The organism is Rhodococcus sp. JCM 9793 (assembly GCF_055380405.1).
The window spans coordinates 5403530-5416276 of record NZ_AP043721.1; the positions used below are offsets into that span (position 1 = coordinate 5403530).

A 12747-nucleotide genomic window follows, 5' to 3' on the forward strand; every position below is an offset into this window, starting at 1 on the left:
TCGAGCAACGACCTGCCGAACCGCAAGTCATCAGACGTCTGATGTCTTCGCTACACTCGTCGGCGTGACTGCACGACACGCTCTGCGAAACGGACCGCTTGTTCCGCAGCTCGAGACGCTCCTCGCCGAGTTCATCCGGGTGGAGAGATGGGCAGTCGGAACCCGCATCCCGAGCGAAGCCGAATTGGCCGCCGAGCTGGGTGTCGGGCGGTCGTCGGTGCGCGAAGCAGTGCGGCTCCTGGCCAAGGACGGCCTTGTCGATGTCCGGCACGGCGTCGGAACATTCGTCGCCCGTCCCGTCGTGAGCAACGCAGGCATCGACCGACTCCTGAGTCGTGCTCGACTGCTCGAAGTGTACGAAGTTCGGCGCGCTCTCGAGATCGAGGCGGCACGACTCGCCGCCGAGCGCGCCGGACCGCAGGACCTCGACCGCCTGCGCGCGCATCTGGTCCGCAGACACGAAAGCCGTGCAGAGCCCAGCCCGGTATTCGTCGCCATGGATCTCGAATTCCACGCCACGATCCTCGAGATCGCAGGCAACTCGATCCTGTCGGCGCTGTTCGAATCGATCCGCCCCCAGCTGCTCGAGGCGCTCACCGATCTCGTCGACAATGTGCCCGGCCGGCCCGACACCCACTGCGCCCACGACGACCTCGTCCGCGCACTCGAATCGGGAGACGCGGATGCTGCCGTCGCAGCAACGGCAGCCAACCTCGATCCCGTCCTGCGCATACTCCGGAAAGGTGACAGCTAGTGGAGAAGTCCGTTCCCGTCGTGAGTGTCGAATCGGTCGACCTGGTGCGTGACGGCAGGTTCCTCCTGCGCGACGTCACGCTGCAGGTTCGGCGAGGCGAACACTGGGTGTTGTTGGGCGCCAATGGTGCCGGTAAGAGCACGTTACTCTCGCTTCTCGGAGCAATCGCACACCCGACGACGGGCACCGTCCATGTTCTCGGTCACCGCCTGGGCCGGGTCGACATGCGGGAATTGCGCACACACATCGGTCACGTGAACCCGCGCCACACGGTTCGCGCACCGCTGACCGTCCGGGATGTCGTCCTCACCGGCTTGACCAACACTCCCGAGTTCCTTCCCCGGTGGGCACCGACCGACGCGGACATCGCGCGCGCCGAGAGGCTCGTCGATGCCCTCGGAATGGGTTCGCGGTTGAACCTGTTGTGGCCGAACCTGTCTCAGGGAGAGCGGGGCCGAGCACTGATAGCTCGTGCTCTCATGCCCGAGCCCGACCTGCTGCTACTCGACGAGCCGGCCACGGGACTCGATCTGGCTGCCCGCGAGCAACTCCTGACATCACTGGACGATCTGCGCGCCCAGGATCCCGACCGCGCCAGCATCCTCGTCACCCACCACCTCGAGGAAATTCCGTCTACGACCACACATGCCGTTCTCGTGCGGGAAGGTGTCATCGTTGCGCAAGGGCCGGTATCCGAGGTCCTCACCACCGCCGACATCAGTCACTGCTTCGATCACTCCATCACCATCTCGAAGAACCACGGACGCTGGGTGGCGCAGACGCGGATACCCGAACCCGTGAGCTGACCCTGGCGAGCGCCGACGCACACATGGCGCAGACCCGGCCGAACGTTCAGCGCCCCACTCGACTGGGTCAGCCAACCGGTCTGCATGTTTGTGTTGACAAACCGTTGTGTTTTTACAACACTTTGTTCCATGAGTCCGGTACGCCGTGGGGAAACACTCCCCATCTACAACCGCATCCGCGTCCTTCGCGCGGAGCGTGGCATGAGCCGCGCACAACTGGCCGAGCTCATCGATGTGAACCCGCAAACCGTGGGCGCGCTCGAACGTGGCAACCACTACCCGAGCCTCGACCTCGCGTTCCGCATCTGCGACGTGTTCTCGCTGCCCGTGGAGGCCGTCTTCTCCCGCACCGAGTTCACCCCCTTGTCGACCGAGCTCTACAAGCCCCGGAAGGAGGCCTGACATGCCCACGCAGTCCATGCTCGATCGCTACGAGGCCCACCGCACCCGACGGTTCCTCAAGAACGAGGAACTCACGGCCCAGTGGCTCCCGGGCTGGCGCACACAACACCGTCGGCGAATCCTTGCCGGCAGCGTCACCGCCTTGATCACCGCCATGTTCCTCATCGCAATCGCGTCGTACTTCACGATCACCATCGCGATCGCATGGCCTCTGATCACGTTGATGTTCCTACCGACCTGGACTTGCCTGCAGGTCGTGTCCGGCCGCCAATCCGACGCACCCCGCCACGCCCTCGACGAACGCGAGATCGCCGAACGCAACAGCGCCCGATCCATCGGCCTGTCCGTCGCTCAGACCCTGCTGTTGGTACCGATTTTCGCCCTCGTGTTCGGCGCGACGGTCGATTCGCTCGACCACCAAGCACTTGCGTACTCCGCGGGCGGATTCGCGCTCGCATCGATACTGTTCAGCGGGTGCCTACCCGCCGTCCTGCTCGCCTGGAACCGCCCCGACGACGACCCGGAGGACCAGCCATGACCCTGACCATCGACGATCTTTCGAAACGCTACGGCAGCACAGTCGCTCTCGACGGGGCGAGTTTCGACGTCCACCCGGGCGAGTTGTTCGGTTTCGTCGGCAGCAACGGTGCCGGCAAAACCACCACGATGCGCATCATCCTCGGCGTCCTCGCCGCTGATTCCGGCGAGGTCCGCCTCGACGGCAACCCCGTCGACCTCGACGTGCGCCGCACCATCGGCTACATGCCCGAGGAAAGAGGCCTGTACCCGAAAATGAAAGTAGGAAAACAGCTTTCCTACCTTGCCCAACTTCACGGACTGTCGAAGTCGGAAGCATCCGATGCGGTGCAGCGCTGGACGGAGCGGCTCGGGATCGCCGAACGCCTCGGCGACACGGTCGATTCGCTCTCACTCGGCAATCAGCAACGAGTCCAGCTCGCCGCAGCACTCGTTCACGATCCGAAGGTTCTTGTCCTGGACGAGCCGTTCTCCGGACTCGACCCCGTCGCCGTGGACGTGATGAGCGAAGTCCTCGTGGAGAAGTCCAATGACGGTGTCCCCGTAATCTTCTCGAGTCATCAACTCGATCTCGTGCAACGCCTGTGCCAGCGCGTCGGCATCATCTCCAAGGGGAAGATGCGCGCTGTGGGAACGGTCGACGAACTGCGCTCCGGCGGAGAGTCGCGACTCGTCGTGCACGCACCCCAGGCACCGACCGGCTGGGCGACCGGACTCCCGGGTGTCACGACGATCGAGCACTCAGGCGAGCGAACCGTACTGTCCGTCCTGCCCGGCGTCGACGACCAGCAGATCTTGAAGACCGCGCTCGAAACCGGTCCCGTCCACGAATTCTCGTTGCATCAGCCGTCCCTGACCGATCTGTTCCGAGAGGTGGTGGCCGCATGAGCGCCCCATTGTCCGCACCGCGAGCCATCGGGCTCGTCGCCAGCCGTGAATTCCTCACTCAGGTCCAGAAGAAGAGCTTCCTCATCAGCAATGCGATCATTCTGATCGCGATCGTCGCCGGCATCGTGGCGATGTCGATCTTCGGTGGCGGCGAGGAGGACCGCCCCGCCGTCGGGATCGTCGGTGGCTCGAGCTTGAACGCGACGCTCGGCGCCGTCGGCGAGGCAACGGGCACTCCCCTCGACATCACCGAACTCCCCGACGCCGATGCCGGGCGGGCTCAGGTCACCGAGGGTGAACTCGACGTCGTCCTGGTTCCCGGCGACAGCGGTAGCGTCATTGCTCTCACCGAATCCGACATCGACACCACACTGAAGACACTGATCGATGCCGCGGTCGCGCAGGAGGCACAGTCGGCAGCTCTGACCGGCCAGGGTGTCGATCCGGCGGATATCGCAGCCGCCACTGCGGAGGCCACCGTCACCGTCGAGGCCATCGACCCGCCGGATCCCGAGCAGGGTGAACGCATGATCCTGGCGATCGTCGCCGTGATCCTGCTCTACATGCAGATCCTGATGTTCGGCATGTACGTCGCGATGGGCGTCGTCGAGGAGAAGTCGTCGCGCGTGGTCGAGCTCCTGCTGTCGACGCTGCGACCGCTGCAGCTGCTGTGGGGCAAGATCCTCGGCATCGGCGCCGTCGGCCTGCTTCAGCTCGCGGCCTACGGTGTGGTCGGTGTGGGCGCAGCTCTGGCCACCGACACCCTCACCATCACCGGCACAGCGATCAGCGTATTCGCCGGCACGCTCGGCTGGTTCGTCCTCGGATTCGCGTTCTTCGCGGTGCTCTACGCAGCCGCCGGGTCGATGGTGTCGCGGCAGGAGGACGTCAACTCCACGTCTGGACCACTGATGTTCATCATCCTCGCGATGTTCTTCGCCGCGTTCTCCTCCATCGACAACCCCGATGCCACATGGAGCACGGTGCTGAGCTGGATTCCGCCGTTCTCCGCAATCCTCATGCCGCTGCGTATCGCGGCCGGTGTCGCGTCGCCGTTCCAGATCGTCGGGACCATCGTGCTGATGATCGTCGTCACCGCGCTCCTCGGGGTGGTGGCCGCGAAGATCTACCAACGGTCGATCCTGCGCATCGGACGCACGGTCACATGGAAGGAAGCTCTCGGCCGCTAGATCCGAACGAAGGGGAGGTTGGTGCGAGTTCTTCGTCGAACTCGCACCAACCTCCTCCTCGCCTTCGTAGGAAGCCTCGTACAGTCGCACGTGGACTTGCAGACAAGGAGGCCAGGTGGCTCGGAGCAGAATCTCGGCGCAGCAGTTCATCGATGCGGTGCTCGACGAGGGCAGTTTCGTCTCGTGGGACGAATCCCCGATCGACGTCCACCCCGATGACACCTACCGCGCCGAACTCGAGCGTGCCGCTAAGAGGTCCGGGGTCGACGAGTCGGTACTCACCGGAGTCGGCACCGTCCACGGACGCAGGGTCGCGTTGATCGCCTGCGAGTTCGCCTTCCTCGCCGGATCGATCGGTGTCGCGGCATCCGAACGGATCGTCTCCGCGGTCGAACGGGCCACCGCGGAAGGACTCCCCCTGCTCGCGTCTCCTACCTCGGGCGGCACCCGAATGCAGGAAGGCACGCTCGCGTTCGTGCAGATGGTCAAGATCGCCGCGGCCGTGGCAGCACACAAGGCGGCGCATCTCGGCTACCTCGTCTACCTGCGCAATCCCACGACGGGTGGAGTGTTCGCGTCGTGGGGGTCGCTCGGGCATGTCACCGCGGCAGAGCCGGGCGCACTCGTCGGTTTCCTCGGGCCGCGCGTCTACAAGGCCCTGTACCAGGAGGACTTCCCCGAAGGGGTCCAGACCGCGGAGAACCTCCATCGGCGCGGCGTGATCGACGGAGTGATCCCGCTCGAGGGCATCCGGCAGGTGGTGCACAGACTGTTGCGCGTTCTCGTCGAGCCGAATCACCCCGACACTTCTACCGAGCCTGCTCTCACCGATGTCGACGAGGTGCCCGACATTCCGGCCTGGCAGTCGGTGATCCTCACCCGCCGCCCCGAGCGCCCCGGGATCCGCCAATTGCTGCGACATGCGGCATCGGCGCAGGTGCCGTTGTCCGGTACCGGGGAGGGCGAAACCGACTCCGCTGTGATGTTGTCGCTCGCACGATTCCGTGGTGTGTCGTGTGTGCTGTTCGGTCAGGATCGCAGCGGTCAGTCGGCGGCGGCACCCATGGGGCCCGGCGCGCTGAGAGAGGCACGACGCGCGATGCGGCTCGCCGACGAACTACAGCTTCCGCTCGTCCTCGTCATCGATACGCTCGGTGCAGCGTTGTCGAAGGAGGCCGAGGAACGGGGTCTCGCCCCCGAGATCGCTCGCTGCCTCGCGGATCTCGTGACATTGCAGACCCCGACCGTGTCGGTGCTGCTCGGCCAGGGCACCGGAGGCGGCGCCCTGGCGTTGCTTCCTGCGGATCGTGTGCTGTGCGCGCAGCACGGCTGGCTCGCACCACTTCCTCCGGAAGGCGCCAGCGCAATCGTGCACCGCGACACCACCCATGCCCCTCAGATGGCCGCAGCTCAGGGAATCCGGTCGAGGGATCTGTTGCGCGACGGAATCATCGACGGTGTCATTCCTGAACGCCACGATGCCGCAGACGATCCGATCGAGTTCCTCAAACGGGTGGGTGCTGCGGTCGCGCGCGAATTGGCCTCCCTCGCAGACGTGTCCGCCGACGACCGATATCGACGACGGATCGCCCGCTTCCGCACTCTAGGATTACCGACCTGACCCGGGTCCCTCAGCTGCTCGCCACCACCGCGGGCACGGTGACAGCCACGATGATCGCGGTGTTCACCGCATCGACCGCTTGACGAACGGCCTTACCGGCCCACTCACCTTCCGCTATTGTCTTGGAGCGCTTCGCAATTTGATTCTTGTCGGCATTCGGGAAGATCTTCGGGGCCAATTTCGTGGCCGACAGCAACGAGATCAGCGCTGCCGCGCGAGGTGAGGGCGTCACCCCGTCGATCAGTACGGAGCGCAGTTCGGCGCGGATCCGACGTTCGTGGCTCTCGTCGACTGCCGGCCAGCGCCGAGTGGGGAACAACCCGAGGATCGTGCCGCGCTCCTCTCGAACCCATCCGCTCGCCACGACCCGCTCCAGCACGATGTCCCGCATGTTCTTGCTCAGCTTCTCGATGGCCGCAGCCGGCTTCATCGGCTTTCGATCGCCGAGGAGTGCCACCGCGTCGGCGAGCACCTTGTCGGCGGGAACACCACCGCCGACGATCACCCTGCCCTTCTTGCCCCGGGCGCCCTCCTCGTCGAGGAGAACGACGTTGTCGAGCGCCAACTCGAGGAGCACAGCGCCCGCGAGAGCGCGGGGCAGTGTGATGCTGTCGACAAGCGCTTTTCCCGAATCGTCGTCGAGTGCGAGGAGCAGCAGGTCTTCCGCGAGCAATGCCATGATCACACGGTACGTCCGTTCGTCGATCGATCAGCGCCGCCCGGCGCAGATTCCTCCCATCCGGCACCTCGCAGCGAATAGGGTCGAATAGGGTGGTCGCGGTCATGTCGATGTCGAGGAAGGACACGAACCGATGAGCTCGTACGAGGACGCTTTCCGGCAGAGTGTGGACGACCCGGAGGCGTTCTGGCTCGCCGCCGCGCAGAGCGTCGAGTGGGACACCACCCCGACACGCGCTCTCGACGATACGCAGGCCCCGTCGTACAAGTGGTTCCCGGACGGCACCCTCAACACCAGCGTCAACGCGCTCGATCGGCATGTCCGCGCCGGTCACGGCGACCGCCCCGCGCTGATCTGGGATTCGGCGATGGTGCCCGCGAAGCGCACCTACACGTATTCGGAGTTGCTCGACGAGGTGGCCACGTTCGCCGGTGTCCTACGCGACCAGGGTGTCGTCGCCGGCGATCGCGTCATCATCTACATGCCGATGATCCCCGAGGCAGCGATCGCGATGCTCGCGTGCGCGCGTATCGGCGCGGTGCACTCGGTGGTGTTCGGCGGGTTTGCGGCGAAAGAACTCGCCACTCGTATCGACGACGCGCAGCCGGTGCTGTTGGTGACGGCGTCCGGCGGGCTCGAGCCCGGTCGCACCATCGAGTACCTGCCGATGGTCGAGCAGGCCCTCCAGCTGTCGCAGACTCCACCGCACACCGTGATCGTGAAGAACCGCGAGGAGGTTCCCGGATCCGCCACCGACTACAAGGCATCCTCGGCCGCGTGGTTCGACTGGGATGAACTCGCCGCCGATGCATCACCGGCCGAGCCGGTGAGCGTCGCCGCGACCGACCCGCTGTACATCCTGTACACCTCGGGCACCACCGGGAAACCGAAGGGTGTCGTTCGTGACAACGGCGGCCACGCGGTGGCACTGACGTGGTCGATGCGGAACATCTACGACATCTCCGCCGGCGACGTCTGGTGGACGGCCTCCGACGTCGGCTGGGTGGTCGGCCACTCCTACATCGTGTACGGGCCGCTCCTGGCGGGAGCGACGACGGTGATGTACGAAGGCAAGCCCGTCGGCACTCCCGACGCAGGAGCGTTCTGGCGGATCATCTCCGAGTACGGCGTGAAAGCACTGTTCACCGCACCCACCGCGATCCGGGCTGTGCGCAAGGCCGACCCGAATGCCGACGAACTGAAGAAACACGACATCTCCTCGATGAAGACATTGTTCGCGGCCGGTGAGCGCCTCGACCCCGACACGTACGAATGGGCGACGAAGGTGCTCGGTCGTCCCGTCGTCGACCACTGGTGGCAGACCGAGACGGGCTGGGCGATCGCCGCAAATCTGCGCGGCCTCGACCCGATGCCGCTCAAGGCCGGCTCCCCCACCGTCCCCGTCCCGGGCTATCGCGTGGAGATCGTCGACGCGGAGGGCAAGCCCGTTGCACACGACACGGAGGGCAATATCGTCGTGAGGCTGCCGCTACCGCCCGGCACCCTCACGGGCCTGTGGCGCGACGACGACCGCTACCGCCGCTCGTACCTCGACACATTCCCCGGCTACTACCTCACCGGCGACTCCGGTTTCATCGACGGCGACGGCTACGTGTTCGTGCTCGGCCGCTCCGACGACGTCATCAACGTTGCAGGACACAGGCTTTCCACTGGCAGCATGGAGGCAGTGGTCGCGGCACATACCGCAGTCGCCGAGTGCGCCGTCGTCGGCATCCGCGACGAACTCAAGGGGCAGCGCCCCTCCGGATACGTCGTGCTCAAGGCCGGTATCGACATCGACCCCGAGACCCTCCGCCAGGAATTGGTGGCGATGGTCCGCGAGCAGATCGGTGCGGTCGCAACATTCCGCGACGTGACGGTCGTGGAAGCCCTGCCGAAGACTCGTTCCGGCAAGATCCTGCGGAAGACGATGCGGCAGATTGCGGACCACGAGCAGTACACGGTGCCGTCGACGATCGAGGACCCCGCCGTGTTGGAAGCACTGAGGGAGCAACTGGGCGGCTGAGGTCGGCCGGCTACGCCGCCGATCCTCGCCGTCGTCGCCACACGACGACGGCCAGGGTCACGGCGAGTACCCCCGCGACCAACGCGACGAGGTCGGGCCGTTCACGGACCGCTTCGACGCGTTCGTCCGCCGCATGCCTGACACGGGTGGGTACGTCGAGCCGGTCGGTGAGTTCACCTACGGTAGCGGCGAGTTCGGCACGTTGTCGTTCAATGTCGGGCTCGGCCGCGCCGCTCGCACCGTCCCCGTTCGTTGCGGACTCGCTCATCTCACTGCTCCCTTCGCTGCGGCGACATCGTCGCGGACACTGTCGATCGTGTGTTCAGGAACCGGCGGTGCGGCATTCTTCGCCTTGGACGCGCCGATCGCCGCGAGGATGCCACCGACAGCGAGCACCACGACCGCAACGATCAATGCCGCCAGCCACGGGTCGACCACCGTGGCGAGCCCCAGCACTCCCGCGGCAATCAGAGTTGCCACACCGAGATACAACAGGAGCGCCCCGGCACCGGACATACCCACACCGACGCCGATCCGGGTGCCCTTCGATTTCACTTCGTCGAGTGCGTGGGTGACCTCGGTGCGGACGAGCGTGGACACCTGGGCGGTGAGCCGCTCGGTGAGTTCTACGGTCGACAAATTTGCGGGTTGGTCCGCAACGGGGCGGGGATCGCCGGAATGCGTCGTCATGAGTGGGTTCCTTCCGTGTCGTCGTCGAGCTCCGGAGGGCCGTGCGCGGTGCGCAGGCGACGGCCGTGCGCGATGAATTCCTGATGCTTCGCTTCGTTCTTCTCGATGACCCGGGTGTCTCGTTCGGGGAGCTGCAGAGATCTCTCGGCCTTGATCCCGGCCTGCAGTTCGCGTCCGCGTTCGAGCTCCGCGTCGAACTCCGCGCCGAACAACAAGGCCAGGTTGGTGATCCACAGCCAGAGCAGGAAGATCACCGCGCCTGCCAGCGAGCCGTACGTCTTGTTGTAACTGCCGAAATTCGATACGTAGAGGGCGAAGACGACCGAGGCGACCATCCAGACGACGATCGCGATGAACGAGCCGACACTGACCCATCGAAACTTCGGCTGGGCCACGTTGGGAGTCGCGTAGTACAGCACCGCCACGATCATGACGACGAGCGCCAGCATCACAGGCCATTTCGCGATGTTCCACACCGTCACCGCCGTGTCGCCAAGCCCGATCACGTCACCGATCGTGCGAGCCACCGGCCCGCTGACCACCAGCATCAGCGCAGTCGCTCCCGCAGCGACGAGGGCCAGCGCGGTGACGAGCAGCATCAACGGGCGCAGCTTCCAGACGGGGCGGCCTTCCTCGATCTCGTAGATGCGGTTCATCGCCCGGCCGAATGCGCCGACGTAACCCGACGCCGACCACAACGCACCGAGAACACCGATGACCAGTGCGAAGCCTGCTGTCGGGGCCTGAACCAGCTGTTCGATGGGGCCGCGCAGGGTGTCGGCCGCCGAACTCGGACCGAGATCGTCGATCATCTGCAGGACAGTGTCGACCGTCGCCTGCCCCTGCCCGAACACGCCGAGCAGTGAGACCACCACCAGCAACGCCGGAAACAGTGACAGCACCGCGTAATAGGTCAGGGCCGCCGCGAGGTCCGTGCACTGGTCTCGACCGAACTCACGGACCGTCCTTCGAAGCACATACTTCCACGACGGCTTCTCCAGATCCGTGGGCGAATCCGGTTTGCGGGGGTCGTCGGGTGCCACACTCGCATCCGCTGCAACTTTCGACTCCGATCCGTCCGTCATGAACACTCGGATACCGCATGAGGGACGACTCAAACCCGTATCGGGTCGATTTGTGCCACGTACGATGCGTGCATGTCCTCCGACAACAGCGGACCGACCGATGCTTTCTCTGCGATCGTGGGCCGACTCGACTACCCGATGTTCGTCGTCACCGCCAGGGCGGTGAACGAGCGAAGCGGGTGTCTGGTCGGCTTCGCCACACAGGCCGCGATCGATCCGCCGAGATTTCTGGTGGCGCTGTCCGACAAGAACCGCACGTTCCGGGTTGCGGGTGCTGCCGAGCATCTCGCGGTGCACATACTCGACCGGTCGCAGCTGTCACTGGCCGAGCTGTTCGGCTCACACACCGGCGACGACACGGACAAATTCGCGCAGTGCGGCTGGAGCGACGGACCACACGGGCTACCGATCCTCGACGATGCGGCAGCGTGGTTCACCGGTGCCATCGTCGGAAGGGTCGACCTCGGCGACCACGTCGGATTCCTGCTCGACCCGGATCGCGGTGAGCTCCGCTCGGATATGAGCGATCCGGTCATGTTCGACGACGTGCGCGACCTGGATCCCGGGCACGGTGCGTGACGGTGCAGCCGCGGTCGTGATCTGATCGACGGTATGCGACGACTCGACGAACCCACAGTTCCCGGACGCGTTCTCGACGACACCGATCTGCGTGAGCTGTACGCCTATCCACCCGAGCTCACGACTCCGTGGCTGCGCGTGAACTTCGTGTCCTCACTCGATGGCGCGGTCGCTGTCGACGGGCGTTCTGGTGGTCTCGGGACACCGGCGGACAAGAACGTGTTCGGGCTGCTCCGTGAACTCGCCGACGTGATCCTCGTCGGTGCTGGGACCGCGCGCACCGAGAACTACGGGGGCGCGCGGACGAGTGAGGCTCTGCGCGAACGCCGTGCAGCAGCGGGATTGTCAGCGGTGCCACCGATTGCGGTGGTCACGGCATCGGGCAATCTCGACCCGGGGATGCGGCTGTTCACCGACACGTCCGTGCCGCCGATCGTGTTCACGAGCGGCGCGGTGCCCGAGAAGAAGCGTCGCGTACTTGCCGATGCCGGCGCGGATGTACGCGTCATCGCCGACGACGACATCGGTGGTGAAGCCCTTGTCGCCGCCGTGGACCGAGCGGGGTGGAGCCGCGTCCTGTGCGAAGGAGGCCCCCGGTTGTTCGGTCGCATGATCGCCGACGGCGTCGTCGACGACCTGTGCCTGACCTGGGCGCCCGTGCTCGCTGCCGGATCGGCGGACCGCATCGCTCACTCCCCTGCCTCCACTGTCACCGCGATGCGGCGCACCCATCTGGTGTGCGACGACGACGGCACGATCCTCACCCGATGGGTACGCGATACCGGCGCCGCGCAGTGACCGAGAACTTTTCGGGGGAAACCGATCGAATGTGCTGGCTTCGATGGTGTGCCCGTTCTAGCGTTGCAGTTCGATCAGGTCTCGGCCTGTACTCACTTTCGAGGAGGGTTGTGTGCGCACACTGACCTATTACGTTGCGACGACGCTCGACGGATTCATCGCCGACCCCTCGGGCGGCTTCGAATTCTTCCCCGTCGAGGGCGATCACATGTATCACCTGATGGAGGAGTACCCCGAGACGCTGCCGGTGCACGTTCGCGACCAGCTCGGAGTCACCTCACCGGGCAAGCATTTCGACGCGGTCGTCATGGGTCGACGCACATGGGAGCCCTCACTGAGCGTCGGCCTCACCAGCGCATATCCACATCTTCAGCAGTACGTCTTCTCGAAGACCCTGTCGCAGGCCCCGGACGACACCGTCACCCTCGTGGCGACCGATCCACTCGAGTACGTCCGAAACCTGAAGAATCAGGACGGCAGGGGAATCTGGTTGTGCGGCGGCGCGACACTCGCCGGTGAGCTGCTCCCCGAGATCGACGAGCTCGTCCTCAAGGTCAACCCGGTCATCGCAGGAAACGGTATTCCCTTGTTCCGAACCGGGTTCGATCCGCACTACTTCGAGCTGTCGGAAAGCCGGGTGTTCGACAGTGGCGTCGTCGTCAATCGCCTCGCTGCAAAGCGGTGAGGCCGGC

15 protein-coding genes are annotated in these 12747 nt (G+C 65.3%); 11 read left to right on the forward strand and 4 right to left on the reverse strand.

From position 1 onward, the window contains the following. Positions 1-64 precede the first annotated feature (64 nt). The 7 genes from ACZ46K_RS27085 (at position 65) to ACZ46K_RS27115 (ending at position 6198) form a co-directional block, all read left to right on the forward strand. On the forward strand, positions 65-754 hold the full coding sequence (locus ACZ46K_RS27085) for a FadR/GntR family transcriptional regulator (RefSeq protein WP_054806145.1): 690 nt from the start codon (positions 65-67) through the stop codon (positions 752-754). Continuing rightward, complete coding sequence (locus ACZ46K_RS27090; RefSeq protein WP_054809911.1) at positions 754-1560, forward strand: ABC transporter ATP-binding protein; 807 nt, start codon at positions 754-756, stop codon at positions 1558-1560. The genes ACZ46K_RS27085 and ACZ46K_RS27090 overlap by 1 nt, the downstream gene beginning before the upstream one ends. Positions 1561-1689: 129 nt before the next feature. After that, complete coding sequence (locus ACZ46K_RS27095) at positions 1690-1962, forward strand: helix-turn-helix transcriptional regulator (RefSeq protein ID WP_054806144.1); 273 nt, start codon at positions 1690-1692, stop codon at positions 1960-1962. A 1-nt stretch (position 1963) separates the two neighbouring features. After that, complete coding sequence (locus tag ACZ46K_RS27100) at positions 1964-2500, forward strand: hypothetical protein (RefSeq protein ID WP_464745790.1); 537 nt, start codon at positions 1964-1966, stop codon at positions 2498-2500. Then, the gene (locus ACZ46K_RS27105; protein ID WP_054806143.1) at positions 2497-3387 is read left to right on the forward strand and encodes an ABC transporter ATP-binding protein; all 891 of its coding nucleotides are present in this window, start codon (positions 2497-2499) and stop codon (positions 3385-3387) included. The genes ACZ46K_RS27100 and ACZ46K_RS27105 overlap by 4 nt, the downstream gene beginning before the upstream one ends. Beyond that, complete coding sequence (locus ACZ46K_RS27110) at positions 3384-4577, forward strand: ABC transporter permease (protein ID WP_054806142.1); 1194 nt, start codon at positions 3384-3386, stop codon at positions 4575-4577. The genes ACZ46K_RS27105 and ACZ46K_RS27110 overlap by 4 nt, the downstream gene beginning before the upstream one ends. Positions 4578-4692: 115 nt before the next feature. Then, positions 4693-6198, forward strand: coding sequence for a carboxyl transferase domain-containing protein (locus tag ACZ46K_RS27115; protein ID WP_464745792.1), 1506 nt, complete (start codon positions 4693-4695; stop codon positions 6196-6198). Between the two features lie 10 nt (positions 6199-6208). Here the strand turns inward: ACZ46K_RS27115 and ACZ46K_RS27120 are convergent, their stop codons facing one another. Next, positions 6209-6877, reverse strand: coding sequence for a GOLPH3/VPS74 family protein (locus tag ACZ46K_RS27120; RefSeq protein WP_464745794.1), 669 nt, complete (start codon positions 6875-6877; stop codon positions 6209-6211). 133 nt (positions 6878-7010) lie between these two features. Here ACZ46K_RS27120 and ACZ46K_RS27125 point away from each other — a divergent pair, with 133 nt between their 5' ends. Beyond that, on the forward strand, positions 7011-8903 hold the full coding sequence (locus ACZ46K_RS27125; RefSeq protein WP_464745796.1) for a propionyl-CoA synthetase: 1893 nt from the start codon (positions 7011-7013) through the stop codon (positions 8901-8903). 10 nt (positions 8904-8913) lie between these two features. Here ACZ46K_RS27125 and ACZ46K_RS27130 read toward each other — a convergent pair whose 3' ends face one another. The 3 genes from ACZ46K_RS27130 to ACZ46K_RS27140 are packed head-to-tail and all read right to left on the reverse strand — an operon-like array spanning position 8914 to position 10678. Beyond that, on the reverse strand, positions 8914-9171 hold the full coding sequence (locus ACZ46K_RS27130; RefSeq protein WP_054806141.1) for a DUF3618 domain-containing protein: 258 nt from the start codon (positions 9169-9171) through the stop codon (positions 8914-8916). Next, positions 9168-9593 (reverse strand): phage holin family protein, encoded by a 426-nt coding sequence (locus ACZ46K_RS27135; protein ID WP_054806140.1) that lies wholly within the window; start codon positions 9591-9593, stop codon positions 9168-9170. The genes ACZ46K_RS27130 and ACZ46K_RS27135 overlap by 4 nt, the downstream gene beginning before the upstream one ends. Beyond that, positions 9590-10678: a YihY/virulence factor BrkB family protein gene (locus tag ACZ46K_RS27140; protein ID WP_054806148.1), complete on the reverse strand. Its 1089-nt coding sequence runs from the start codon at positions 10676-10678 to the stop codon at positions 9590-9592. The genes ACZ46K_RS27135 and ACZ46K_RS27140 overlap by 4 nt, the downstream gene beginning before the upstream one ends. Before the next feature lie 72 nt (positions 10679-10750). Between ACZ46K_RS27140 and ACZ46K_RS27145 the strand changes: the two genes are divergently transcribed. From ACZ46K_RS27145 to ACZ46K_RS27155, 3 genes are all read left to right on the forward strand, one after another. Continuing rightward, on the forward strand, positions 10751-11257 hold the full coding sequence (locus ACZ46K_RS27145) for a flavin reductase family protein (protein WP_054809910.1): 507 nt from the start codon (positions 10751-10753) through the stop codon (positions 11255-11257). 33 nt (positions 11258-11290) lie between these two features. Further along, complete coding sequence (locus tag ACZ46K_RS27150) at positions 11291-12055, forward strand: pyrimidine reductase family protein (protein WP_464745798.1); 765 nt, start codon at positions 11291-11293, stop codon at positions 12053-12055. A gap of 112 nt (positions 12056-12167) precedes the next feature. Further along, entirely contained in the window at positions 12168-12740 is a 573-nt protein-coding gene (locus ACZ46K_RS27155; RefSeq protein WP_054806139.1) for a dihydrofolate reductase family protein, read from the forward strand. Positions 12741-12747: the final 7 nt, after the last annotated feature.

Excerpts from the sequence above, each read along its gene's own strand:
- ACZ46K_RS27120 (WP_464745794.1), bottom strand. The coding sequence starts at position 6,877 with ATGGCATTGCTCGCGGAAGACCTGCTGCTCCTCGCACTCGACGACGAT.
- ACZ46K_RS27105 (WP_054806143.1), top strand. The coding sequence starts at position 2,497 with ATGACCCTGACCATCGACGATCTTTCGAAACGCTACGGCAGCACAGTC.
- ACZ46K_RS27110 (WP_054806142.1), top strand. The coding sequence starts at position 3,384 with ATGAGCGCCCCATTGTCCGCACCGCGAGCCATCGGGCTCGTCGCCAGC.
- ACZ46K_RS27125 (WP_464745796.1), top strand. The coding sequence starts at position 7,011 with ATGAGCTCGTACGAGGACGCTTTCCGGCAGAGTGTGGACGACCCGGAG.
- ACZ46K_RS27095 (WP_054806144.1), top strand. The coding sequence starts at position 1,690 with ATGAGTCCGGTACGCCGTGGGGAAACACTCCCCATCTACAACCGCATC.
- ACZ46K_RS27145 (WP_054809910.1), top strand. The coding sequence starts at position 10,751 with ATGTCCTCCGACAACAGCGGACCGACCGATGCTTTCTCTGCGATCGTG.
- ACZ46K_RS27140 (WP_054806148.1), bottom strand. The coding sequence starts at position 10,678 with ATGACGGACGGATCGGAGTCGAAAGTTGCAGCGGATGCGAGTGTGGCA.
- ACZ46K_RS27100 (WP_464745790.1), top strand. The coding sequence starts at position 1,964 with ATGCCCACGCAGTCCATGCTCGATCGCTACGAGGCCCACCGCACCCGA.
- ACZ46K_RS27150 (WP_464745798.1), top strand. The coding sequence starts at position 11,291 with ATGCGACGACTCGACGAACCCACAGTTCCCGGACGCGTTCTCGACGAC.
- ACZ46K_RS27130 (WP_054806141.1), bottom strand. The coding sequence starts at position 9,171 with ATGAGCGAGTCCGCAACGAACGGGGACGGTGCGAGCGGCGCGGCCGAG.
- ACZ46K_RS27135 (WP_054806140.1), bottom strand. The coding sequence starts at position 9,593 with ATGACGACGCATTCCGGCGATCCCCGCCCCGTTGCGGACCAACCCGCA.